This is a genomic window from Bacillus infantis, assembly GCF_008180445.1.
In the GTDB taxonomy this organism is placed as follows: domain Bacteria; phylum Bacillota; class Bacilli; order Bacillales; family Cytobacillaceae; genus Bacillus_AB; species Bacillus_AB infantis_B.
The window spans coordinates 37634-60449 of sequence record NZ_VTER01000015.1; the positions used below are offsets into that span (position 1 = coordinate 37634).

The 22816-nt window shown below is 48.8% G+C and carries 23 protein-coding genes, 2 riboswitches and 1 other annotated feature; of the genes, 9 read left to right on the forward strand and 14 right to left on the reverse strand.

Going from position 1 to position 22816, the window contains the following annotated elements; all coding sequences use genetic code 11:
• Window positions 1–2: 2 nt before the first annotated feature.
• From FZD51_RS22705 to FZD51_RS22755, 11 genes are all read right to left on the reverse strand, one after another.
• Window positions 3–431, reverse strand: coding sequence for a bifunctional adenosylcobinamide kinase/adenosylcobinamide-phosphate guanylyltransferase (locus FZD51_RS22705; RefSeq protein ID WP_148976822.1), 429 nt, complete (start codon window positions 429–431; stop codon window positions 3–5).
• Window positions 383–1015, reverse strand: coding sequence for a histidine phosphatase family protein (locus FZD51_RS22710; RefSeq protein WP_148976823.1), 633 nt, complete (start codon window positions 1013–1015; stop codon window positions 383–385). Before FZD51_RS22710 ends, FZD51_RS22705 begins: the two co-directional genes overlap by 49 nt.
• On the reverse strand, window positions 964–1755 hold the full coding sequence (gene cobS / locus FZD51_RS22715) for an adenosylcobinamide-GDP ribazoletransferase (protein WP_148976824.1): 792 nt from the start codon (window positions 1753–1755) through the stop codon (window positions 964–966). Before cobS ends, FZD51_RS22710 begins: the two co-directional genes overlap by 52 nt.
• Window positions 1752–3251, reverse strand: a complete 1500-nt coding sequence (locus FZD51_RS22720; RefSeq protein ID WP_148976825.1) for a cobyric acid synthase — start codon at window positions 3249–3251, stop codon at window positions 1752–1754. The genes cobS and FZD51_RS22720 overlap by 4 nt, the downstream gene beginning before the upstream one ends.
• Window positions 3248–3826, reverse strand: coding sequence for a bifunctional adenosylcobinamide kinase/adenosylcobinamide-phosphate guanylyltransferase (locus FZD51_RS22725; protein WP_148976826.1), 579 nt, complete (start codon window positions 3824–3826; stop codon window positions 3248–3250). Before FZD51_RS22725 ends, FZD51_RS22720 begins: the two co-directional genes overlap by 4 nt.
• Window positions 3805–4878, reverse strand: a complete 1074-nt coding sequence (gene cobD / locus FZD51_RS22730; protein WP_148976827.1) for a threonine-phosphate decarboxylase CobD — start codon at window positions 4876–4878, stop codon at window positions 3805–3807. Before cobD ends, FZD51_RS22725 begins: the two co-directional genes overlap by 22 nt.
• Entirely contained in the window at window positions 4853–5818 is a 966-nt protein-coding gene (gene cbiB / locus FZD51_RS22735) for an adenosylcobinamide-phosphate synthase CbiB (RefSeq protein WP_148976828.1), read from the reverse strand. Before cbiB ends, cobD begins: the two co-directional genes overlap by 26 nt.
• Entirely contained in the window at window positions 5815–7278 is a 1464-nt protein-coding gene (locus FZD51_RS22740) for a heme ABC transporter ATP-binding protein (RefSeq protein WP_148976829.1), read from the reverse strand. Before FZD51_RS22740 ends, cbiB begins: the two co-directional genes overlap by 4 nt.
• Window positions 7278–8339 carry a FecCD family ABC transporter permease gene (locus tag FZD51_RS22745; protein WP_148976830.1) on the reverse strand — a complete coding sequence of 354 codons (1062 nt, stop codon included), beginning with the start codon at window positions 8337–8339 and terminating at the stop codon, window positions 7278–7280. The genes FZD51_RS22740 and FZD51_RS22745 overlap by 1 nt, the downstream gene beginning before the upstream one ends.
• Window positions 8305–9276, reverse strand: a complete 972-nt coding sequence (locus FZD51_RS22750) for an ABC transporter substrate-binding protein (protein ID WP_148976831.1) — start codon at window positions 9274–9276, stop codon at window positions 8305–8307. The genes FZD51_RS22745 and FZD51_RS22750 overlap by 35 nt, the downstream gene beginning before the upstream one ends.
• Window positions 9277–9469: 193 nt before the next feature.
• A riboswitch (cobalamin riboswitch) is annotated at window positions 9470–9652 on the reverse strand.
• A gap of 91 nt (window positions 9653–9743) precedes the next feature.
• Entirely contained in the window at window positions 9744–10919 is a 1176-nt protein-coding gene (locus tag FZD51_RS22755) for an MFS transporter (protein ID WP_148976832.1), read from the reverse strand.
• Window positions 10920–11054: 135 nt separating this feature from the next.
• Here FZD51_RS22755 and FZD51_RS22760 point away from each other — a divergent pair, with 135 nt between their 5' ends.
• Window positions 11055–11813: a TrmB family transcriptional regulator gene (locus FZD51_RS22760; protein ID WP_148976833.1), complete on the forward strand. Its 759-nt coding sequence runs from the start codon at window positions 11055–11057 to the stop codon at window positions 11811–11813.
• 557 nt (window positions 11814–12370) lie between these two features.
• On the opposite strand, the gene FZD51_RS22765 is transcribed toward FZD51_RS22760, so the two are convergent.
• Window positions 12371–13147, reverse strand: a complete 777-nt coding sequence (locus FZD51_RS22765; protein ID WP_022543240.1) for a hypothetical protein — start codon at window positions 13145–13147, stop codon at window positions 12371–12373.
• Between the two features lie 516 nt (window positions 13148–13663).
• Between FZD51_RS22765 and FZD51_RS22770 the strand changes: the two genes are divergently transcribed.
• Together FZD51_RS22770 and argS are read left to right on the forward strand one after the other, a co-directional pair.
• Window positions 13664–14836, forward strand: coding sequence for an FtsW/RodA/SpoVE family cell cycle protein (locus FZD51_RS22770; protein WP_148976834.1), 1173 nt, complete (start codon window positions 13664–13666; stop codon window positions 14834–14836).
• A gap of 56 nt (window positions 14837–14892) precedes the next feature.
• Window positions 14893–15103: a binding site (T-box leader), on the forward strand.
• A 58-nt stretch (window positions 15104–15161) separates the two neighbouring features.
• Window positions 15162–16847: an arginine--tRNA ligase gene (gene argS, locus FZD51_RS22775; RefSeq protein ID WP_420886297.1), complete on the forward strand. Its 1686-nt coding sequence runs from the start codon at window positions 15162–15164 to the stop codon at window positions 16845–16847.
• A gap of 43 nt (window positions 16848–16890) precedes the next feature.
• On the opposite strand, the gene FZD51_RS22780 is transcribed toward argS, so the two are convergent.
• Entirely contained in the window at window positions 16891–17748 is an 858-nt protein-coding gene (locus FZD51_RS22780; RefSeq protein WP_148976836.1) for a sulfite exporter TauE/SafE family protein, read from the reverse strand.
• Window positions 17749–17870: 122 nt separating this feature from the next.
• Here FZD51_RS22780 and FZD51_RS22785 point away from each other — a divergent pair, with 122 nt between their 5' ends.
• From FZD51_RS22785 to FZD51_RS22805, 5 genes are all read left to right on the forward strand, one after another.
• Window positions 17871–18197: a PadR family transcriptional regulator gene (locus FZD51_RS22785; RefSeq protein WP_262381068.1), complete on the forward strand. Its 327-nt coding sequence runs from the start codon at window positions 17871–17873 to the stop codon at window positions 18195–18197.
• On the forward strand, window positions 18194–18847 hold the full coding sequence (locus tag FZD51_RS22790; protein WP_148976838.1) for a permease prefix domain 1-containing protein: 654 nt from the start codon (window positions 18194–18196) through the stop codon (window positions 18845–18847). Before FZD51_RS22785 ends, FZD51_RS22790 begins: the two co-directional genes overlap by 4 nt.
• Before the next feature lie 152 nt (window positions 18848–18999).
• The gene (locus FZD51_RS22795) at window positions 19000–19581 is read left to right on the forward strand and encodes a YqaA family protein (protein WP_148976839.1); all 582 of its coding nucleotides are present in this window, start codon (window positions 19000–19002) and stop codon (window positions 19579–19581) included.
• A gap of 129 nt (window positions 19582–19710) precedes the next feature.
• Window positions 19711–20142 carry a Dps family protein gene (locus tag FZD51_RS22800; protein ID WP_148976840.1) on the forward strand — a complete coding sequence of 144 codons (432 nt, stop codon included), beginning with the start codon at window positions 19711–19713 and terminating at the stop codon, window positions 20140–20142.
• Window positions 20143–20259: 117 nt separating this feature from the next.
• Window positions 20260–20904: a VC0807 family protein gene (locus FZD51_RS22805; protein WP_262381069.1), complete on the forward strand. Its 645-nt coding sequence runs from the start codon at window positions 20260–20262 to the stop codon at window positions 20902–20904.
• Here FZD51_RS22805 and FZD51_RS22810 read toward each other — a convergent pair.
• Window positions 20901–21785, reverse strand: a complete 885-nt coding sequence (locus FZD51_RS22810; RefSeq protein ID WP_148976841.1) for a diacylglycerol/lipid kinase family protein — start codon at window positions 21783–21785, stop codon at window positions 20901–20903. The two genes, FZD51_RS22805 and FZD51_RS22810, sit on opposite strands and share 4 nt — an antisense overlap.
• A 174-nt stretch (window positions 21786–21959) precedes the next feature.
• Here FZD51_RS22810 and FZD51_RS22815 point away from each other — a divergent pair, with 174 nt between their 5' ends.
• Window positions 21960–22514 (forward strand): GNAT family N-acetyltransferase, encoded by a 555-nt coding sequence (locus FZD51_RS22815; RefSeq protein ID WP_148976842.1) that lies wholly within the window; start codon window positions 21960–21962, stop codon window positions 22512–22514.
• Between the two features lie 111 nt (window positions 22515–22625).
• Window positions 22626–22779: riboswitch (cyclic di-AMP (ydaO/yuaA leader) on the forward strand.
• The last annotated feature ends 37 nt before the right edge of the window (window positions 22780–22816 follow it).

A 22816-nucleotide genomic window follows, 5' to 3' on the forward strand; every position in this document is an offset into this window, starting at 1 on the left:
TTTTATTTTAATGTCCGGCTGATGCCATACCAGATCAGATCGACCCTTTCAGCAGCTGCTGCAGCATCCTGGAATATCCACCCGGAGGCATCCCGCCAATCCCGGTCTTCTTTTTCCATCGGTACAATCCCTTTGGTGATATCTGTCCCGATCAGCACCAGTTTTCTTTCCTGCACACCAGCTTCCCAGCGGAGCCAATCATCCAGCCGCTCCTTCCACAGGGCTCTTGCCGGATCCTTATCCATTCTCTTTATATCTTCGCGGATCCACTGTTCGATTCCTTCCAGAATGAAACAGTCTGTCGCTGCATCAGCAGCTTCAGGAAAACACTCTCCCTTGTAAGCACTATGCCAGGAAGCCTTTTCTTCTGCATACTGCCTCGTCACCCAGACAGCTTTCCCGTTGAAGCTTCCTCCAATAATAAAGTGCATCTTTCACCCCTCCTGAACCCATTGTTTTCCCAGATAAGTGTGATGGCGCCGGCATGCGGGGCTTTCCACTCCCAGAACGGCCTTTCCTCTGGTGCTAGCCTGGTCAACAGCTGCCGGATCACTCCTCCGTGCGTGACGACAGCAGCTCTTGTTCCTTCTTGCCGGATCAGGATGGTCCTGATTTTTTCCCAGCCATGCATGACCCTTTCAGAAAACTGCCCATAATTCTCGCCTTCCGGTATCGGGGCGGTAAAAGGATCATTGAGCCAGACCTGGTAGGCAGGATCATTCTTCAGCTCTTCATAAATACTGCCTTCCCATCTGCCAAAATTCATTTCCCGCAGCTCCTTCAGCTTGAGAGCATTCCCTCCGGGCAAAATACTGGCAGTCTCGAGGCAGCGTCCCAGGTCGCTTGAAAAAATGAAAGGATACTCAGGCAGGGCCCGGCTCCAAGTTTCGAACCGCTCCTTCGCTTCAGGGCACAAAGGAGAGTCTGTCCAGCCAAGATAGGCATGCCGCTTGTTTTCTTCTGTCAGGACATGGCGAAATAATGTAACAGCCACAGTACCATCCATAAAAAGCATTCAGCTCCTTCTGCAGATGCACCAAGCACATCCCCTGTAATTCCCCCAAACCATTTAACCGACTTTACAGCGGCAAACATCAGAAAACCTGCTGCTGCCAACAGCAGAATCGCCGCATGGACTGCAAGGCTGATATCTGCCATAGCATACAGCACGAACACCAGCAGCACTGCTGCGGGGTAAAAGGCCAAATCTTTGGCACTGGCAGCTTTTTGAAACATTGCCCCCAGACCTTCAGGCTTTGCCGGGCGCACCTGCATCAGGAGGACGCCCATGATCTGCTTTCCGAGAAAAGGAATCAGGGCAATGAGCCAATATGTCTCCGGCTGCTGCTGGAGCACTATTTCATATATGAACAGAAAGCGTGCGGCAAGAAGCACAATGGCCGAAAGGACGCCGAACGCACCTGTACGGGGATCTTTCATGATTTCGAGCCGCTTCTCCCGATCCTGATAAGAGAAGAAGGCATCGCTTGCATCCATCCAGCCGTCCAGGTGGATTCCCCCGGTCAGGATGATCATCGCAAGCCATAGGGCAAATGCGGAGGCGAGCGGCGAAAACGGGGTCCATTCCAGGAACCCATACAGCACCAGGCTGTAAAAGAGTCCCTGGAGAAGCCCGAGAATTGGAAAAGTAATCACGGCCCTTTTCAAATGGGCTTTATCCATCGGAATCTGCATCGGCACCGGAATGCTTGTGAAAAATTGAATGTTGATCAGAAGTCCTTTAATGGTTTTCATGTTTTTTCATATCCTATAATTTCTTTGATTTTGTCCCACTGAAGATGCTGCTTTGCCTCATTGGCGAGTTTCTCAAAACGTTCGTCCTTCATGTCTCCGATCCGTACAGGATCCTTTTGCGGCAGGCCTTTTTCCTTCCGTATGCTCTCAAGCCATCTGTTTCTGAAGGTGTCATTATGAAAAACATGGTGCAGATAGGTCCCGATTATTTTTCCGCCGCTATAGCCTTCCTCTCGGCCATCTTCCATCATAAATAAACTCCTGCCTGCATCTATGCCTTTTTTGGCTGTTTGGCCGAGATGAATCTCATACCCTTCAATACTGCCGCTGCCAAAACCGGCAGATGCTATGTACGAACCCTTAGCCTGGACGGTTATTTTTTCACTGAAAAAGGTCGTATCCGCCGCAATCAGGCCCAGCCCCTTTTCTTTAAAGCCTATCGTACCAGAGTCGGTCCCTTCAGGATCATACAGCTGCTCCCCCAGCATCTGGTAGCCGCCGCATATTCCGGCAATCCTGCCGCCCTCCCCGGCAAGACGGATAATAGAACGGTCCAGGCCGGCTGCCTTCAAAAACTGCAGGTCATGGATTGTACTTTTCGTCCCCGGGATGATGATGGCATCCGGCTTGCCCAGCTCAGCAGCATCTTTCACCCAGCGCACCGACACGTCTTCTTCGTAGAGAAACGGTTCAATGTCGCTGTAATTTGATATATACGGCAGCCTGATCACCGCAATATCAATCTTCCCTCCCTGTTTCCTGTAAAAGCTGTCCTCAAGGGAAAGGGAGTCCTCTCCATCAATCATATGGTTATCAAAATGAGGAAGAACGCCGAGAACAGGAATCCCTGTCCGCTCCTCCAGCCAGGAGATGCCGTCCGCAAACAAATCCGGGTCGCCCCTGAACTTATTGATGATCAAACCCTTTACCCGCTCCCTTTCTTCTGGAGTGAGCAGCTCAAGGGTGCCGATGATGCTTGCAAACACACCTCCGCGGTCGATATCTGCTGCCAGGATGACCGGGATGTCAGCAAGACCGGCCACCTTCATATTGACCAATTCCCGGTCCTTCAGATTGATTTCCACCGGGCTTCCGGCACCTTCTGCAACAATGACCTCAAAATCGGCTTCAAGCTTTTTCAATGATTCCTGGATCACAGCCAGACCCTTTTCATAGAAATTCTCACGGTAGCTGCGGCCGGTATAGGTTCGAACAGCCTTTCCGAGCAGGACCACCTCTGAGCTCATGTCAGATTTCGGCTTGAGCAGGATCGGGTTCATCCAGACTGTTGCTTTGGTCCTCGCCGCTTCTGCCTGGATGCCCTGCGCCCGGCCGATTTCCCTGCCGTCAGCCGTCGCATAGGAATTATTGGACATATTCTGCGACTTGAACGGCGACACCCTGAGGCCTTCATTGGACAGCAGCCGGCAGAGAGCAGTAGCGATAAAGCTTTTCCCCGCATCTGAAGCCGTTCCCTGTATCATGATGCCTTTCATGGTTTTCTTCCTTTCATGGGAAGCGGAATTCCCGCTTCCACAAGATAAGCCTGGACTGCCATTCCCACAATCCTCTGATGAAGCCGGCCAAGCAGCCTGGCGTATATATGGGACACACTCCCTGCTTCAAACGGTTCATACTGGACTTCATTGCTGACAATGATTAATGCCCCCGCACTCTCTTTAAGGGAGTGGATATCAGCAAGGATCCGCTCCTTGACCTCTTCCTGGAATTCCGGACTCTCCCATCTGCCGCCTGTGCCGAATAATTCATTATTCAATAGAGTGGTCAGGCAGTCCAGAAGCAGCACATCCTGCTTTGTAAAAGCGGCAGCCAGCTCCCCTATTCTCGCTGGCTGTTCCCATGTCCTCCAACCGCTGCCGCTTTCATCCCGCTGCTTTTGATGCAGCAGGATCCGCTCGGCCATTTCTTCGTCCGAGCTCTTCCCTGCGGCAATATAATGAAGACGTCCATTGGAGGCGGCAGCTCGGGACGCTGCTGTTTTTTCTGCAAAGGTGCTTTTGCCGCTGCGGACGCCTCCTGTAATGAATATCAGTCCTTCTGCACTGTCCATTCGTCGATCGCCTCCATCAGCTTCCGGTTATCTTCTGTCCCTTTGACGGCAAACCGCAGCCAGCGTCCTGAAAGGCCGGGAAAATTATAGGTATGGCGCGGGACAACCCCTTTTTCCAGCAAAAAGAAGAACAATTTTTCCTGGCCGGCCAGCTCCGGGTCACGGAGCAGATAAAAATTGGTTTTCGATTCAGACACAATCAAGCCTTTGGTTCTGTAAAAGTTAAAGAGCCTGCTTCTTTCTTTTTCCATATAAATTTGTGTTTCCTCTATGTATAGATCTTCATCCAGACAAATCAGCCCTGCCTGCTGCGCAGCAGAGTTGATGCTCCAATGGTATTGAAAGCGGGCCATCCCCCTGATCTGCTCAGGATCTCCCAGGGCATAGCCGAGCCGCAGACCCGGGATGCTGAACATTTTTGTCATGCTGCGGAGAAGGATTAGGTTCTTATATTTTACAAGCAGCGGCACGAGAGGTTCATAATCCGGCACAAAATCATAGAATGCCTCGTCTACGATGACGAGCGTTTCGGGACATCCCTCTAATAATGAAACGATTTTTTCACGGCCATAGTATCTCCCTGTCGGATTAGCCGGGTTGCAGAGAAACAGGGCATCCGCTATTTTGGCGTCTTCGCAGAGCCTCTTTGCATCCAGCTCCCAGCTCCCCTCATCCAGCTGAAAATAGCTGATGTCACATTCATTCACTCTGCAGGCCTGTTCATATTCAGAGAAAGCCGGCTGAACAATCATGACTTTTTTTCCGGACAGAAGCCTTGCTGCCAGACTGATCAGCTCGGATGCCCCGTTCCCGGCCAGAACGTATTCCTTTCCAATGCCTTCCTTCTGAGCGAGCCTTGCAGTCAGCTCTGCCGCAAAAGGATCCGGGTAAACAGGCAGCTCATTGAAAAATGAATGCCAGTCTGCCTTTAACCGTTCAGGCGGCCCCATAGGATTGATATTGGCGCTGAAGTCCAGCAGCTCTGATGGCTCCGGCATCCCAATTGCCTTAAATAAATGCTGCGGATTAGATCCATGTGACGGCCAATTCAAAGAGCATTCCCCCCAGCCATAAGAGTAATAGAAATAATAAAGACGTCCTATTCATAATCTCAATGACCGACAATATATGGCCTTTTTCCAGGACGGCGACAGGGTCGCCCATTCTTGCCCTGTCAGAAACGACCCCTTTATAGTAATTGATGCCCCCGAGCTGCACGCCCATCAAGGCAGCAGCTGCCGCTTCTCCCCAGCCGCTGTTCGGGCTCGGGTGCTTCCTGCTGTCCCTGATGAGAATGTTCCATGCATTCTTAAAGCTGGTATGCTCGGGCTTTTTGCCGATCAGCATCAGAAGGCCGGTCAGCCGGGCCGGGATAAAGTTCAGCAGATCATCGAGCCGGGCGGAAGCCCAGCCGAAGTCGATATATTTTTCATTTTTATATCCTGCCATAGAGTCGCAAGTATTGGCTGCACGATATAAGAGGGCCAGAGGTGCTCCGCCGATGAGCGCCCAAAATAGAGGAGCAGTGATCCCGTCACTCGTATTTTCTGCAACCGTTTCTACTGTTCCTCTTACAATGTCCGGCTCTTCCAGCTTTTCTGTATCACGGCCGACTATATAGGAAAGCTTCAGGCGTGCTTCAGATATATTGTCTCTATGAAGCGGACTATAGACCTCAAGCGCCGCTTCCTTCAGGCTTTTTTGCGCGATGGCGGTGGAAATGAGGATGGCTTCGATTATGATTCCTGCCAGCGGATGGATGTAATAGCCGGTGTATGTGATGGCACTTGCAGCAAGGAATACAGTACCAAGGACAGCCAGGACCATGATGGCCCCTTTCAGCTTCCGCCGGCCGCCCCGGTTCCATTTTTTATCCAAAAATAGAATAAATGACCCGATCCACCGGACTGGATGGGGCCATTTAGGCGGATCTCCAATAAGCAGATCCATCAGAAACGCAAGGGTAAGGGCAGCCAGATGATAAACCATCATGATGACACCCTCTTCCGGTATTTGTGGAGCGCTTCAGCTGTACAGTCATATACAGCTTTGCTGATCAGCTTGCCAAGCGGTGTAATCGTTCCTGCAAACTCCAGCTTTTTCCCTGACTGGGCCGCAGCAATCAGGATACTGTCTGTGCTAGTGCCTGTTGCCAGAGTGCCTGACACCTTATCCTCAATACCATGGTCATGAAGCACCTTCACCTTTGTTTCTGTGGCTGTCATGATGCTTTGAATGAAGGCTTCCTCTGTCAGATTTCCGTTGATGAAGATCCATGTGTTGATCGTGCCTGGGGTAAACTCAAAGCTGTGCAGGCCGCTTTGGGAAGCGTCTACAGCATTCCCTGTTCCCGCGGTGACAACTGCAAGGAGAGAAAAGCCGTCGGATTCATAGAGCCTGTAGGCAGCGTCGGCCACCTGGACGGCTGTCATCATGCCGACCGTCTCGCCTGGCTCATAGCCGTTTTCCCGCAGATATTCTTTCATTTCTGCCCGGTGGTCACTGCAGTCATAAGTGTTCGGCACCTGGCGGTTAACAAACAGCCTGTGCCAGCCTACCCCGGCTCCTGCCACCCCCGAGGACATCGTGCGGAGGGGGAAAGGAGAATTCACAAGCACATGGTCTTCGTACACCTGGACATCTTTTTCGCCGATAACGGCCGGTTCAGCAGTCAGGTCACCTGGCAGGATCGCCATCTGCGGGGCAGGGACGGCAGGATGGGCATGCTTCATGATATCCGTCTGATAGACTGTGCGGATCCTGTCCTCATGGAGCACCTCGTTCGGGACATCTGCCGCCACTACCTTCCCGTTTTCCATCAAAAGCAGCCTGTCGCAATACAGCGCCGCAAGATTCAGATCATGGAAAATGGAAACAACAGTCATCCCGCATTCTTTCGCCCATGTCCGCAGCAGGTCAAGCAGCTCTTTCTGGAATGATAGATCCAGATGGTTGGTCGGCTCATCCAGGAGCAGGATCTCAGGTTCCTGGGCCAGCGCCTGGGCAAGGAATACCCGCTGCCTCTCCCCGCCGGAAAGCTCATGGATATAATGGTCCTTGAATTCTGCGACCCGCGTCTGTTCCATCACGCGCTGGACGGTCTTTTCATCCTCTTCAGACCAGGTCTGGAACCATCCCTTCTGATGGGCATACCTGCCTAAAGAAACTGTTTCTTTGACTGTATAAGAAAAAGACTGTGATGAATGCTGCGGCAGCACCGCAATGACCTTTGCCAGCTCTTTCACCGAGAACTCCGTCAAAGGCCTGCCTTTGACAGAAATGCTCCCGCTCTTATAGGAGAGGATGCCGCTCAGCATTTTTAAGAGAGTTGTCTTTCCGCTTCCATTTGGGCCCAGGATGCCGAACAGCTCCCCTTTTTTCACTGAAAAACTGACCTCTTTAATAATGCTTTCGTCTGCGTAGCCGCCGGTCAATCCTTGTATGCTCAGCATCAGACCGTCCTCCTATTTCTTCTTTTCAGCAAAATGAGTGCAAAAACAGGCGCTCCGATGATGCTCGTAATGACGCCGATCGGCAGCTCTGTCGGCGAGATGACCGTCCGTGCGACCAGGTCGGCAAGAATCAGGAAGCCTGCGCCGGTCAGCATCGACAAAGGCAGCAGATGGATATGATCAGGCCCCCACAGCCGCCTTGTCAGATGCGGGATGACGAGGCCGACAAAGCCGATGGTGCCTGACACTGCGACGGCTGCGCCTGTTAAAATGGACCCAGCCACAAGGACCATCATTTTTCTTCTTTGCACATTTACGCCCAGATGCTGTGCACGCTCTTCTCCAAATGACATGGCATTCAGCTCTTTCGCATTCATCATTAACAGAAGGCTTCCTATTATGAAAAACGGCAGGATGATGCGGATATAGGCCCATCCCCTCATCGAAACGCTCCCCATGATCCAGCCGATGATCTGCCTGAGCTCTTCTCCTGTCAAAGCGATCATGAGCGAAATGAGGGCGCCAAGAAAAGAACTCACAATAATCCCTGTCAAAATGATCGTTTCCACCTTCATGGCCCTGTCAATTCTTCTTGCAAAAAACAGCACGGCAAATATGGTCAGGAATGAGAAAACCATGCTGAGAATAGGCAGTGTAAAGAGGCCGGCAAACGGGATCGATATTTGAAAAAACAGCACCAGCACTGCACCGACGGACGCACCCGATGAAACCCCAAGTGTATAAGGATCTGCAAGCGGATTCCGCAAGAGGCCCTGGAAGGCTGCCCCCGCGATGGCGAGGGAAGCTCCTACAAGCCCGGCAAGAATGACCCTGGGCAGGCGGATATTCATCACAATATTGCTGTGCATCGGGTCAACCAAAGCATCAAGCTGAATCGGCAGAAGCTTAGATCCAACTATATTAATGATAGAAGGAATCGGCACAGAGACTGTACCGATTGAAATCCCCACCAGCATGCACAGGACAAGGAAAGCGGCTGCAAACACATAGGCTGACAGCTTATTCTTACTTAAATACGTCCGGATAGACAGCTTTGGCAAATTCCTCTACTCCTTCAGCAAGCCTTGGGCCGGAGCGGCTTACTGTATCTGAATCCACACTGAACACCTGCTTGTTTTTAACGGCATTCACATCCTGCCAGCCTTCTCGGGCAAGCACTTCAGCAACGGCATCTTCATTGCGGTAGCCGGAAGTGGAAATGATCACGTCCGGATTTTCCTTGATGATGGCTTCAGGATCTACCTTTGGCCAGCCTTCTTCTTTTACAATATTCTCTGCATTAATCATCGTTAGCATTTCATCCATGAATGTATTTTTCCCAGGCGAATAAATCTCCGGCGCTGGAGACACCTCTACAAAGACTTTCTTCTTTTCTGTTACTGCAGCAGCTTTTTCTTTGATTGCCTCTATCTTCTCTTTCATCCCGGCAATCACTTCTTCTGCTTCTTCCTTTGCACCTGAAGCGGTCCCGATCATCTCGATCGACTCATATACCTGTTCAAAGCTCTGGGCATCATTGACAACCAGCACAGCGATGCCTGAATCCTTCAGCTGCTGCAATCCTGCAGTTGAATTATGTGCGCTTGAAGCGTGTGCAAGAACCAGGTCTGGAGCAAGGGAGATGATTTTTTCAACATTGAACTCCATTCCGCCGATTTTCTCTTTATCTGCTGTCTCTTCCGGGTAGTTATCAAAATCTGATACCCCAACCACTTCTTCTCCCAGACCGAGTGCAAACGCAGTTTCCGTATTGCTTGGAATCAGGGAAACAATCTTCTCCGGCTTTTCTTCAATGACAACTTCTTCACCGGCGGCATCTGTGATGGTAACCGGATATTCTGCTTTTTCTGTTTCTGTCTCTGTCTGTTCAGTGCTGCTGCCATTGTCCTTTTCAGGCTCTGCCGCTGAATCGCCGCAGCCTGACAGAACACCAGCAGCCAAAAGCATGCTGAATAATAATGAATAAAGCTTTTTCATGGTAAATCCCCCTGTAGAATAAATGTCGCAAAATTCATGCTGCAAAGGTCTTATGCCCAAAAAGGGACCAGCATCCTTTGGAACCAAAAAAAAGCATCCCCAATAAACATGGAGATGCTTTGCACGGCGTGCGCAGATTCAAAATAAAAGATTCCAAAAGGCTGCCGTACACCTCCCTATCCTCGTAGGTTTATGGGTGCATAAGAATCAGGCAGGTCTCCTGGCTCATGGTCAATGCTCGCTGCCCCTTCCCATACATCCCGTACAGTGGCTTCTGCAGCTTGCTCCCATTTACAGTGGCGGGACCGCGTTGGAATTTGCACCAACTTCCCTTTTAAGTCTTTCAAAGAAAAACACCTGTTTCTGCATATGTATGAAATTTTCCGCTATCGCCATTATACACTATTTCTTCTTTAAAACTAGCAGAAAAAGGGCCGTCCGGAAGAAGACCGGGCAGGCCCTTTTTGCTAGACGGTCGGGCTGCTGCTTCTTGCCGGCCGCCTGCTCTTCAATCCTGCCATCGAGAAAGCGGCAGCGCCAAGCGCTAAGAGGATGAAGACTCCCCCTGCCGAAGCGTTCCACTCGACTGAAGCCTGTTCAATTACAATTCCCCCGATCAGAGACCCAAAGGCAATCCCAAAGTGCAGGGCTGAGTTATTCAAGCTTTGCTGTATATCCGAAGTTTCCGGCGATGTCTCTATCAAATAGCTCTGCAAGGCCGGTGTGATTGCCCAGCTCAGCATGCTCCAGATAATCATGACCGCAATGAACAGCGGCAGGGAAAAGGCAGTATGCGGAATCGAGAACAGTGCAGCCGCAAACAGCACGATAATGGCTAAAATTGTCGGCTTTGTCCCGAAGCGGTCGGCGAGATAACCGCCTGCACCGCCGCCGGCGACCGCTGCAATACCGAACAGCAGATACATGATGCTGACCCAGTTTCCGTCCATTCCCAGGACGGTCTTTAAGAATGGAGTCAGATATCCATACAGTGTCAGGTGCCCTGCTAAAAAGAGGAAAGAGGCCAGCTGGGCGAATAGAATTTTCCGGTTCTTCAGCGCAGCGAACATCTGCCTGATGGATATGGCAGCTTTCGGCTCAATCCGGTCCATGAAAAAGTACACACCTGCTATCGACAGGCAGGTCAGGACAGCAATCAACAGGAACGGCGCCCTCCAGCCAAATTCATTACCAAGCATAAGCCCGGCCGGAATGCCAAGAACAAGTGAAGCACTTACGCCCATAAACACGATGCCGATCGCCCGTGCGCGGTATTTTTCCTGCACAATATTCGATGCGATCGTGATGCACAGCACAACAAGCAAAGATCCGCTCGCCGCGGATACGACCCTTGCAAGAAAAAGAATACTATAACTTGGGCTCAGGAAAGCCAGAATATTCCCTGCCAGGAATACGAGCAGAGCCATGAGCGTCAGCTTTTTCCTTTCCACTCCCCCGGTTGCTGTCAGCAGAATCGGTGCCGCGACAGCATATACAATCGAAAACACACTGATCAAAAGGCCCGCTTTTCCGATGCTGACATGAAGATCGGCCGCAACCAGATCAATGATTCCTCCTATAATAAGCTCGACCATCCCGACTACAAAGGAAACGATCGTCAAAAGATACACACGTTTATCCATTTTATACACCTCTCAATTAGTTACCACCACAATGGTAACTTTTTATAGGGATAGGTGCAAGTGTTAATTTTCCCAGTGCGATTTAGCGGAAAAGATATGATATTATTAAGAAAAACTGACTCAGGAGTTCTGTCTATGCTGCAGCAATTCGGGTTTACCCAATATGAAAGCCAAATTTATCAGGCGCTTATTTCCGCGGACCAGCCTCTGGACGCCACAGGGATCGTCAAGCTCTCTGCCGTCCCCCGCTCAAAGGTGTATGAAGTAATTCACCGCCTGGCAGAGAAAGGCATCATCCTTGAAACGACGGTAGAAAAAAAGCGTTTGTACACCGCCCTTCCCGTGGAATCGGTGATCAGCAGGCTGAAAGCAGATTTCGAAACCAGCGTCCAGGAGCTGCGGGAGGCAGCCGTCAAAAAACCTGTCGCGGATGACCGGGTGTGGACCTTGAAGGATAATCACTCCATCCTCTCCCTGCTGGAGGAAATGCTCGGCAGGGCGGAAAGAAAAATCATCATCTCTGCCTGGGGCGATGATTTGGAGAAGTATGCGGAGCTGCTGGAGGAAAAGCACGAAAGCGGCGTCAGTATCCATGTCCACTCTATCGGAAATATCGAAACAAGCCTCCCGTCCGTCTCGGTCCTGATTCCGGACAAGCATCATGAAACACTCGAAAGAAGCAGGATTGCCATCATCGACGAAGAAGAAATGCTGTTCGCCGGCATGGAAGCCGGCAAATGGAATGCCATCACGACCCGTTCAAGGCCGCTCGTGAAGTTTTTCGCTGAGTTCTTCTATCATGATGTCGCCCTTACCGAAATTACACAGAAATATAAAGATACGATCATGGAGGATAAAGCGGTACGGGATGTTCTTTTGAAATTGCGGTATTAGGGGCGAGGCGGAGTGCGGGTATCTTTCGGTTGACGGGGGGATTTGAGGTGCAGAAGAGTGAACGGACACTGGCACCCTCTGTTTTGTTAAAACTCCTTTAGAGGGTCTTAGTCGGCCTCACTAGCACCCTCTGTTTTAATAAAACTCTTCTAGAGGGCTTTAGTCAGGCTCACTAGCACCCTCTGTTTTAATAAAACTCTTCTAGAGGGCTTTAGTCAGGCTCACTAGCACCCTCTGTTTCACAAAAACTCTTCTAGAGGGCCTTAGTCGGCCTCACTGGCACCCTCTGTTTCACAAAAACTCTTCTAGAGGGCCTTAGTCGGGCTCACTAGCACCCTCTGTTTCACAAAAACTCTTCTAGAGGGTCTTAGTCGGGCTCACTGGCACCCTCTGTCTCACAAAAACTCTTCTAGAGGGCTTTAGTCAGGCTCACTGGCACCCTCTGTTTCACAAAAACTCTTTTAGAGGGTCTTAGTCTCCTCACTGACACCCTCTATTCATCAAAATTAAAATTCCATCCAAAAAAAACAAAAGCCCGGCACTCTGCCGGGCTTTCTTCATCTCGCATACAGCTTCCATTCCCGTGTTTTTTTATCAAACACAAGCTTGGCTTCACATTTTTCTTTTGCGATGCTTTCGTATTCTTCGTACATGTCATCCATATTGGCGAAGTCGCCGATCACCCAGATGGGGATTTCAATCCGCGCACGATTTTGATCGGTCTGTCTGATGGAGATGACGGCGCCTTCCCTCATCATGTCTTTCATGTAGGAAATGGCTTCTTGCGGCACCGGCGGGAATGAACCTTTCTTCCGCAGGCCGAGAAGTGATTTTTCCGGCTTGATTTCGCTCAGCTTTTCAGGGATCAGCTGGCTCAGCAGGCGGTAAAAATCAGCCATATCCCGGTAATAGGTTTTGTTATACCAGCCGTCATCATGGGCCAAGTACACAAAGCGGTTGCCAAGATAGTTATAAAATGGCGCTTTCAGGTGCTCCTTCAGATGTCCCAGATACAATAACTCTGCAATGGTCTGGCCCGGCAGCTCGTTCAGCCCGTCAAGCTCTTCAAAATCAATCCAGCAGAAGTCGCCATAGTTGTAGACATCATCAGAAAGCAGCTTATTCAGCTTTTCATACGGAACATACTCCAGGAGCGTATGCCGGTTAAATTCCCCATCATCAAATCCATGCTTCAGCAGCAGGAGATTCGCCATTACATCTGACAGTGAACGGGCAAACTCCTCAAATTCAATGCCGTAAGACATTACGTAATTTTCCTGTTCATTTAAGTGGACATATATGAGATCACGCGAGCTGTTATGATTCTTTTTCAATAGCAGAACCTCCGAATAAAAATGAAAAAAGATGATTTCTGAGCCGATGGAGCGCGGGGCTGAACAGTTGTCGAAGTTTAATGCATCTTCTGATCTATTAAAGTGCACAGCCTAGCTTCACGCTAAGCTGCCATGCCCGTCCGGATACAATATCCCTATTTTAGCAAAAAACATTGAAAATTTCTTAGTTTTAATAAAAATATAAATCGGCTGTAACTTTCCAATTTATGGCGGACTTCACAATGCAAGAATGACGGTGCTCATTCATTTGACATTAAAGCATCAGCAGACTGAGCAAAAATATGACCATCATAAATACTCTATTTTTCCTATTGAGTTTGAAAAAATCTCCTTTTAAGGAAACAATCTGCCTGGCAGATACGTCTATACTATTAGCCGCTTTCTGAAATTAAAAAACCAATCCGGACTTTCGCCAGAATCCACTTGCCTCCCCCTGCAGAGGGGCGGCTTATATACACAATGGCCAAACTGAAATGAAACAGGGTGTATTTTATAATGGATCGTTCACTTAAGCCTTCCGACCGCTTCGACTGGACGCTGAGCTTTCTGCTGCTGTTATTTGCCATAGTCAGCTGTACAGCGATTTACAGCGCCCAAACCTTGCAGCAATATGATAAAAATTTCTTGCTGATGCAGATTTTCTGGTATGGTGTCGGCGCTTTCATCGCGGGCGTGACCATGTATTTCGACAGTGAGCAATTCAGGAAGCTTTCCTGGATCCTCTATGCTTTCGGCATACTCCTGCTTGTCGCGCTTGCCCTCGCCCCCAGCAGCATCGCTCCCGTAATCAAAGGAGCAAAAAGCTGGTTTGTCATCCCCCATGTCGGTTCAATCCAGCCATCCGAATTTGTTAAAGTATTCCTGATCATGGCACTCAGCAAGCTGATCGCCTCCCATCACGAGAAATTTATCCGGAAAACGCTGAAGACAGACTTTTATCTTCTGATCAAGCTTGGCGCTGTGACTGCTTTGCCGCTCGGCCTCATCCTTGTTCAGGACTTGGGGACTGCCCTCGTCATCATTGCCATCATGCTCGGGATCATCTTCGTCTCCGGGATTTCATGGAAGATTCTGCTGCCCATCTACAGTGCAGGCATCGGGTTTGCTGCCAGCGTTCTTTACCTGGTCATTTGGGCGCCTGACGTTATTGAAAAATATTTAAAGGTCGATCCTTATCAATTTGACCGGATCTATTCATGGCTCGATCCCGAGAGCTATGGGCAGTCTGCCGGCCTTCAGCTGCTGCGCTCGCTCCAGGCTATTGGCTCCGGCCTTATAACAGGGAAAGGGGTCGGCGACAGACAGGTCAATATCCCCGACAATCATTCCGATTTCATCTTCAGCGTCATCGGAGAGGAATACGGCTTCCTTGGGGCAAGCATCGTCATCAGCCTTTTCTTCCTCTTAATCTATCATTTGACCAAGACGGCCATGGAAACCAAGGATCCTTATAATACTTATATTTGTACGGGGATCATCAGTATGATCACCTTCCATGTGTTCCAGAACATCGGCATGACCATACAGCTGCTGCCGATCACAGGGATTCCGCTTCCATTCATCAGCTATGGCGGAAGCTCGCTGATGGGCAATATGTTTGCGATGGGCTTGATCTTCAGCATCCGCTTCCATCATAAAACCTATATGTTTTCATCCGATTCACAATAATCTTGCAATTTTTATACAATAGGATATAATACGTGTAATATTCAACGCAGCGATATATTCAATCAATGATGAAGAGAGTAGTAAAGGGCGGTCCCCTGAAGCGATGCAGGGATGGTGAAAGCCTGCAGGGACCCTTTTATGAAGCGCACTTCGGAGATGCCGGGCCGAAAGTCAAAGTAGGCCCTGCCGGGGCAATCCCCCGTTATCATGTCAAGAGGTCCTATGGACAATCAGAGTGGCACCGCGGGTATAAAGCTCGTCTCTTTTATAAGAGGCGGGCTTTTTTGCGTTCAATCAAAACGACTGGAAGGAGAAAGATCCCATGATCAAACTGAAAGCCATTTTTACTGAAGCGCTTATGGAACTGTTTGAAGACCAGCTCACAGCTGCTGAGCTTGCCGGATTGATTGAAGTGCCAAAGAATACGGAGCACGGCGACCTCGCATTTCCCTGCTTCACCCTTGCAAAAAAAATGAAGCAGGCGCCTGCTGTGATAGCTGCTGAAGCCGCCGAAAAACTGCAGCACAGCCTCATTGACCGGGCAGAGGCACATGGCCCGTACCTGAATATTTTCTTCTCGAAGGAGAAGGCTGGCTTGAAAATCCTGCAGTCCCTTCTTGAAGCCGGCTTCCTATACGGCAATAGCAGCATCGGCACAGGAAAGACTGTCACTATCGATTTCTCTGCACCCAATATCGCCAAGCCGTTTTCAATGGGCCATCTGCGTTCAACCGTCATCGGAAACAGCATCAGCCTGATTGCTGAAAAATGCGGCTATGAAGTCATCAGGATCAACCATCTCGGCGATTGGGGAACCCAGTTCGGCAAGCTGATTACCGCCTATAAAAAATGGGGCAGCCCCGGCACTGTGAAAGAAAAGCCGATCGCCGAACTGTTCAAGCTTTATATCCGTTTCCATGAGGAGGCAGAGAAAGATCCTGGTCTCGAAGACGAAGCGCGCCGCTGGTTCCGGGAGCTTGAACGGGGTAATGAAGAGGCTTTTGCGCTATGGAGCTGGTTCAGGGAGGAATCATTGAAAGAGTTCAACCGGATCTATGATCTGTTGGGCATCTCTTTTGATTCCTATAACGGAGAGGCCTTTTACAACGATAAAATGGAAAAAGCCGTAGAGCTCCTCCAGTCCCGGAATCTCCTCACCCAATCCCATGGAGCAGAGGTGGTCCCTTTGGAAGAACACGGCCTCCCTCCCTGCCTGATCAAGAAATCGGATGGAGCGACCCTGTATGCAACCCGCGACCTGGCCGCTGCGATCTTCCGGCAGGAAAACTATCACTTTTCTGAAAGCCTGTATGTCGTCGGGCAGGAGCAGTCCGTCCACTTCAGGCAGCTGAAGCTTGTGCTGAAAAAGCTGGGCTTTCAGTGGGCAGAAAATATGCATCATATACCTTTCGGGCTTTATCTGAAGGACGGGAAGAAAATGTCTACGAGGAAAGGCAGGGTCGTCCTGCTTGAGGATGTTCTGAATGAAGCGGCCGAGCTTGCCTATGAGAATATCTGCCGCAAGAATCCTTCTCTTGAGCAGAAGGAAGAAACCGCTGCCGCTGTCGGCATCGGAGCAGTCCTTTTTCACGACTTGAAAAATGACCGCCTCAACCATATTGAATTTTCTTTGGAAGAAATGCTTACATTTGAAGGTGAAACCGGCCCTTATATCCAGTACACAAATGCCAGGGCACACTCCATCCTTCAAAAAGCCGGGACAGCCGGAGTGATGAAGCAGGGGCTCAGCGACCCTTACAGCTGGGATCTGCTCAAGCAGCTCAGCCTCTTTCCCGGGAAGATTGAAGAAGCCTATAAGCATTATTCGCCTTCAGTGATTGCCAAGTATATCATCAATGTGGCACAGAGCTTCAATAAATATTATGGGCAGATCCGGATACTGGACGATACGCCGGGGCTTGAGACAAGACTCAGCCTTGTCCGGGCTGTATCCCTTGTCCTTGAAGAAGGACTGCGGCTGCTTGGAATAACAGCGCCAAAGAAAATGTAGGATCAACAAAAAGAGGAGGGCAAAGCACCCTCCCCTCCTGCCTCTATGCCTCTGCTTCCTTTTTCCTGATGATCTTCGAAAGTGACAGGAAAAAGAAATAAGCAATAAACAGGCTCAGCAGGACAATTCCGATCAGATTGTGATGGACCAGCTTGAAAACAACGCTTAGGAGGGTCGCGATATACAATCCTGAAAGCAGCAGGCTGATGTCCTTGTTTTTATAAAAATTGGTCAGCCATGCGCCGGCCTGGGATCCGACAAGGCCGCCGGCGACAAGCAGGATGGCAGTCAGATAGCTGATTTCCACAGCAGATGCATACGACAGGAATCCAGTGCTGACAATCAGCAGGACAGCAAACAGGCTTGTCCCCACTGCCTTTCTCGGCTGCAGTCCCAGGAAGGCAATCGACAGGGGCACCATGATGAATCCTCCCCCAACCCCTAAAGCTGCCGAAACAAAACCGCCTGAAAATCCGATCAGCAGCATTCGCGCAAGGGATGGCCTGCCCTCATGGGACTGTTCATCGGTCTTTTTGCCCTGACGGAACATGGTGAACGCGAAATAGGAAAGCAAGACAATATAGCATGCCGGTATAACGGTTGCATCAAGTCCCTTTTCACTCAGTAAAAGCACCAGAGGCTTTGCGGCCTGGGTGGCAAGCATACCGCTCACCCCGAGTATTGCCCCTTCCTTCCAAAGAATATTTTTCAGCCTGAAATGGGCGCCGATACCCGACAGTGAAGTGCCGATCGAGAAAAAAAGACTGGTTGCAATCGCCTCAAGGGGTGCAAACCCGATCAATAGCAGAACAGGCGTCAGGATGAATCCTCCTCCTACTCCAAAGAAGCCGGAGAGGACGCTGATCACTCCGCCCAGCAATAAAAACAGTAAATAGTCCATATAAAAACTCCTTTGTTATCTCTATACCCATTGTAACTGATTTCATTACCCTTCGTCCTTTACCTTGTAATACAATGTACATTGAAGTACAATGTATACAAATGAACCTGGAGGTACCCTTGGTGGATAAAGAACTTTTAAAAGGAAGCATCGATATTCTTTTATTATCCCTTCTTTCTGAAAAAGACAGCTATGGATATGAAATGACAAAGGAAATCCGCAAAAAAAGCGATGAAGCATACAGCATGAATGAAGGAACTCTGTATCCTGCCCTTAAGCGGCTGGAGGCAAAAGGGTTTGTCAATTCTTACTGGCATCAGGAGCTTGAAGCCAGCAGGCGGAAGTATTACAGCATCACCGAAGACGGTCGCAAAGAATTGGGCAAAAAGCTCAAAAACTGGAACAAGATCAGCGATTTGATCCACAAATTTTCGGAGGGGTACTCATGAAGACAATATATCAATATATTGATAATATCGTTGATGGCCTGCCGATGGACAATGCTGAAAGGGAAGAACTGAGGCTTGAGATGACCTCCCATCTTGAAGAGCATGCAAAAGAGCTGATGGCCTTCGGCTGGTCAGAGGAGGAAGCCGCCGGGGAAGCAATCAGATGCTTCGGGAATGAAAAACGAATCAGCTCAGAGCTGAAGAAAGCCGTTTTTCCTTTTTATAAAATTTTCAGGTTCCTCTTCAGCACGATTTTTCTGACGGCTGCCCTACATCTCCTATCATACGAGGCTATGGTGTATTATAATCCGCAGTATGAGTTCGGCCTGGAACCAGGCTACCTTTTTACCACTTATATGCTTGTGTTCTTCCTTGCAGGGATCGCAGAGATATTGTATGAAGCTGTGTCACAGGCTTATAAAGTGAAGTGGCTGCAGAGCCCCTGGGTGGTCATCCTCGTCCCGGCTGCTTTTATCTCGGGATTGACATCGCTTGACTGGTTCAAGCAGCCTGAAAGATACCAGGATGGTCTCTGGCTCGACCTGTTCGCCATCCTGATCGGGGCATTCATTTATCTTCTTGCGAGGCAGCTGTATACCCTATTATTCTTACCGAGTAAAGGAAAAACCGGATCAGCCGGCCAGCGGTAAAGCCCCCCTTGCCTTTTATGAAAATTAATGTAATTATCGGACTCCTGCATGACTTGGCAGACAGTAAATGATATACTTCTCGTGTGCTGTCCTTCAGCTCTCTGTACAAGGGGCTTGAGGATATTTAACGAAGCTGCTAAAGGAGATCCGTTATGTCAGAATTGATTCACACGATCGAAGAATGGCTTATGGAGTATGGTATCTTTGGATTGTTTTTTGTGTCCTTTGCCGACTCATCCTTCTTCCCTATCCCTCCGGATGTACTATTAATCCCAATGGGCATTTCCAATCCCGACCGCGTCATCTGGTATGCGTTCATCACAACTGTGGCATCTGTCCTTGGCGCCATTCTCGGATGGTTCATCGGTAAAAAACTGGGACGCCCTGTTTTGCGGTACATCATCTCTGAAGAAAGAATCCAGAAAGTCGAGAACTATTTCAATAAATACGGGCCAGTAGCCATCCTTATTGCAGGCTTTACCCCAATTCCTTATAAAGTGTTCACCATTTTTGCCGGCATTACAACAGTGCGGCTCCGGACCCTCGTCATCTGGTCCATCATAGGCAGAGGCGCCCGCTTCTTCCTTGAAGCTGCCCTTATTATGGTACTTGGCGCCCAGGCGCGTCCATTCATTGAAGAGAACTTCGGGATGCTTACACTCGTAGGCGGCGCCCTGATCGTCATCGTGTATATTATCTATCTGGTTATGCGTAAAAAGAAAAAAACTGTCTGATCGAAAACGGCCCTCTAATGGCCGTTTTTTTTATATTAATTTTTTATTTATAATTATTATAAATAAGTATTGATTATAAAATAATATTTGATATAATATAGTTACACACAAAACGAGGAGGAAATATTTATGACTTTGACAAACAGCCTGAATAAACAAATCGCTAACTGGAGCGTCCTATATACCAAACTTCACCGTTTTCACTGGTTTGTAAAAGGACCTGCATTTTTCACCCTGCACGGGAAATTCGAAGAGCTTTACAATGAAGCAGCAGCGAATGTGGATACAATTGCAGAACGGGCATTGGCAGCAGGAAGCAGGCCGATTGCCACAATGAGCGAGTTCCTTGAATATGCGTCTATCAAGGATAACGGCAGTGAAGAAACAGCAGAAGAAATGGTTGCTGCCCTTATATCGGACTACAGCACGATCAGTACGGAACTAAAAGAATTGGCAGGACTCGCCGAGGAAGAAAATGACCCGGTCACAGAAGATCTTGCCATTGGGCTGATTGAAGATCTGGAAAAGAAAATCTGGATGCTGAAAGCCTTCCTAGCATAAAAAAGAGCCCAAAGCGGCTCTTTTTTTGTATACTCCTTTAAGAAAATAAAGGAGATCTACTTTCTTTGGGGAATACTTAATTACAGAAATCTTTTAAAAAAGGCAGGAACGAAAAAAATGCAGAAAAATTCAATGGTGCCAGACATTCTCTTTTATGTTGTGCTCCCTCTTGTTGTTTGGAATTACGGCCGGGACATGCTTGGTGATTATCTGGCGATGATCCTGTCATCCGTACCTGGCATCATCTATACACTGTACCGCTTCTTTCAGCTTAAGAAAATCAATCTATTCGGCCTGTTCCTTCTTGTGAACCTGGTGATCGGCACCCTGATCGATGTGCTCGCCGGGTCGGCCCTTCAGCTTCTATGGAATAATGTCATTTATTCTTATGTGCTGGGCTGCCTGTTTTTGCTGACGATTGTACTGAAAAAGCCAGTCTTCCTCTATTTCACTCTTGATTTTATGGAACTTCAGGGAAAAGACAGGGGCAGCATGAAGGAAGTTTTCTTTAAAAGCAAAACACTGATGATCTTCAGCCTGATTACGGCGGGCTTTGCTCTGAAGTTCATTCTTCTCGCCTCCATTAAGGTCTGGCTCATTGGCAAATACGGGGTTGATGCCTTCGACCAGGGAATCGTGCTGAGGCAGATCCTGAATTGGGGCTTTACCATTGTATCTGCAGGCGGATTTTATTTTATCCTGAAAGAAATCGGAGCGCTGAACGAGCCTCCTGAAACAACCATAAGCCAGGACAGCCCTTAAAGCTGCCCTGGCTTTATCATTTGCACATGTGCCTGATGGACGCGTATCTGGCAGGGAGTGGCCGAATACACCTCACCATCCATATCTGCCTCCATCCTCTTGTCTGTCCTTACTTGTAATTCCTTCCCTTTATAATGAAGAATATTCTCGTTCGCTTCCATGCTGTCTTCTGTAAGTGCCTGTTTCATTAACGTAAGATTGGCATCTTTTATAATAAATAAATCAGCCAGTCCGTCATTATAATCGAGATCCCTGAAAGGCAATGCATTGGTCCCTATATACTGGCCATTGGCCAGCAGGATCATGACAGCATCCTCCTCTATTTCCTTCCCATCAACTATGATGGACGCATGGAATGGCTCCATTTCCTTGATTGTCCGCAAGGCGCTCAGGAAGTAGCTGATCCGCCCAAACAGGTTTTTTTCTGTTTCCTTAATATTTTCCGAAGCCTCCGCCACCAGGCCGATCCCCCAGAAATTGAGGAAATAATCCTCGTTTGCCTGCATGACATCAACCGGCTCCGTTTCCCCTGCAACCATGCTAAGTGCCGCATCACGGATATCCTGGGGGATGTTCAATGTTCTTGAAAAATCATTGCAAGTACCTCCAGGCAATATGCCGATGGCCGGCCGGGTCCCGAGCGGCGCCAGCCCATTGATGCATTCGTGTACCGTCCCGTCTCCGCCCAGGATGAAAACAACATCCACTTCAGACCCATATTCCATGCAAAGCTCCCTTGCATGCCCTTCCCTTTTGGTTGGCAGCAGAACCAGTGAATCCAGTTCTGCAGACAAGACCGGAACACAGGCTGCCAGCGACTTTTCCATATTTTTTTGCCCGGCATTTCCATTATAAACAAGCATTCCTTTTCTAAATTCCATCCTGGCCAAGGCCCCCTTTTCCGAACAGTATACTGCTATTACATTTACATTTACCCAACTTTTGAAGTTTCAATTATGATTGATGCTTAAATTGCTGAAAGGGAAAAAGTATCTATTTTTATATGAGCTGGATTGGATTATATTGTATTTAAGAGAAAATAAGGAGGAATACGAATGGATGCAATACGGTTCCTGCAGGGAGAGCGGATTTATCTGCGGCCCATCAGCACAGAAGATACGGATATATATGTGAAGCTGCTCTATAATGAACAGTCAAGAAAGCTTACCGGACTGAAGAAAGCGTTTTCGAAAGATCAGATTTTCTCTTATATTAAAGAAAAAGCGGAGGATTCATCTTCCATCCTCTTATTGATTGTCCTTGATGGAACGAACGAAGTAATTGGTGACATCGCCCTTCAGGATATAGACAGCACCAACCGAAATGCCAATATCCGAGTGAACATCAGCGAGGAAGAGAATCAGGGGCGCGGCTATGGCAGCGAAGCAATGGAACTGATGCTTGGCTATGCTTTTGGTGTGCTGAATCTGCACAGAGTCGAGCTGAATGTTTTCGACTATAATGACCGGGCTCTTCATGTTTACGAAAAGCTCGGCTTCAGGCAGGAAGGCGTCCAGCGCGAGGCTTTATTTTACGATCACCAATATCACGACTCCATCATGATGAGCATTCTGGAGGATGATTACAGGCGTATCCATCTGGAGGATTAGACTTGAAAAACCGTGCACCGGCACGGTTTTTTGATTCGAAAAAATTTACAATTTCCTGATTGACTTTGCACATGAGCGGGAGTATTTTAATTAGTATAATCACACTCAAATTTCATACCTTTGCTGAATCTTATGTTAAGAACGGGGGAACCAATATGGCAGGAGGCTGTTTGCGCCTGCCCGGGGTGAATCCTGGCGCGGGCCAGGAAGGAAGCTCTCAATTCCTAATCCGGCAGCTAACTCCGTAAGCATATTGAGAGAAAGGCCAATACGTATATTGACCATTCTTTTCTGTGGATAAG

What these genes read in the sequence shown, in the direction of transcription:
- FZD51_RS22805 (WP_262381069.1), top strand. Translation starts at nt 20,260, where the DNA reads ATGCAGAAAAATTCAATGGTGCCAGACATTCTCTTTTATGTTGTGCTC.
- cobS (WP_148976824.1), bottom strand. Translation starts at nt 1,755, where the DNA reads ATGAAAACCATTAAAGGACTTCTGATCAACATTCAATTTTTCACAAGC.
- FZD51_RS22795 (WP_148976839.1), top strand. Translation starts at nt 19,000, where the DNA reads ATGTCAGAATTGATTCACACGATCGAAGAATGGCTTATGGAGTATGGT.
- FZD51_RS22815 (WP_148976842.1), top strand. Translation starts at nt 21,960, where the DNA reads ATGGATGCAATACGGTTCCTGCAGGGAGAGCGGATTTATCTGCGGCCC.
- FZD51_RS22800 (WP_148976840.1), top strand. Translation starts at nt 19,711, where the DNA reads ATGACTTTGACAAACAGCCTGAATAAACAAATCGCTAACTGGAGCGTC.
- FZD51_RS22740 (WP_148976829.1), bottom strand. Translation starts at nt 7,278, where the DNA reads ATGCTGAGCATACAAGGATTGACCGGCGGCTACGCAGACGAAAGCATT.
- FZD51_RS22780 (WP_148976836.1), bottom strand. Translation starts at nt 17,748, where the DNA reads ATGGACTATTTACTGTTTTTATTGCTGGGCGGAGTGATCAGCGTCCTC.
- FZD51_RS22705 (WP_148976822.1), bottom strand. Translation starts at nt 431, where the DNA reads ATGCACTTTATTATTGGAGGAAGCTTCAACGGGAAAGCTGTCTGGGTG.
- FZD51_RS22760 (WP_148976833.1), top strand. Translation starts at nt 11,055, where the DNA reads ATGCTGCAGCAATTCGGGTTTACCCAATATGAAAGCCAAATTTATCAG.
- FZD51_RS22810 (WP_148976841.1), bottom strand. Translation starts at nt 21,785, where the DNA reads ATGGAATTTAGAAAAGGAATGCTTGTTTATAATGGAAATGCCGGGCAA.
- FZD51_RS22770 (WP_148976834.1), top strand. Translation starts at nt 13,664, where the DNA reads ATGGATCGTTCACTTAAGCCTTCCGACCGCTTCGACTGGACGCTGAGC.
- FZD51_RS22725 (WP_148976826.1), bottom strand. Translation starts at nt 3,826, where the DNA reads ATGGACAGTGCAGAAGGACTGATATTCATTACAGGAGGCGTCCGCAGC.
- FZD51_RS22790 (WP_148976838.1), top strand. Translation starts at nt 18,194, where the DNA reads ATGAAGACAATATATCAATATATTGATAATATCGTTGATGGCCTGCCG.
- FZD51_RS22710 (WP_148976823.1), bottom strand. Translation starts at nt 1,015, where the DNA reads ATGCTTTTTATGGATGGTACTGTGGCTGTTACATTATTTCGCCATGTC.
- FZD51_RS22720 (WP_148976825.1), bottom strand. Translation starts at nt 3,251, where the DNA reads ATGAAAGGCATCATGATACAGGGAACGGCTTCAGATGCGGGGAAAAGC.
- cbiB (WP_148976828.1), bottom strand. Translation starts at nt 5,818, where the DNA reads ATGATGGTTTATCATCTGGCTGCCCTTACCCTTGCGTTTCTGATGGAT.
- FZD51_RS22750 (WP_148976831.1), bottom strand. Translation starts at nt 9,276, where the DNA reads ATGAAAAAGCTTTATTCATTATTATTCAGCATGCTTTTGGCTGCTGGT.
- FZD51_RS22755 (WP_148976832.1), bottom strand. Translation starts at nt 10,919, where the DNA reads ATGGATAAACGTGTGTATCTTTTGACGATCGTTTCCTTTGTAGTCGGG.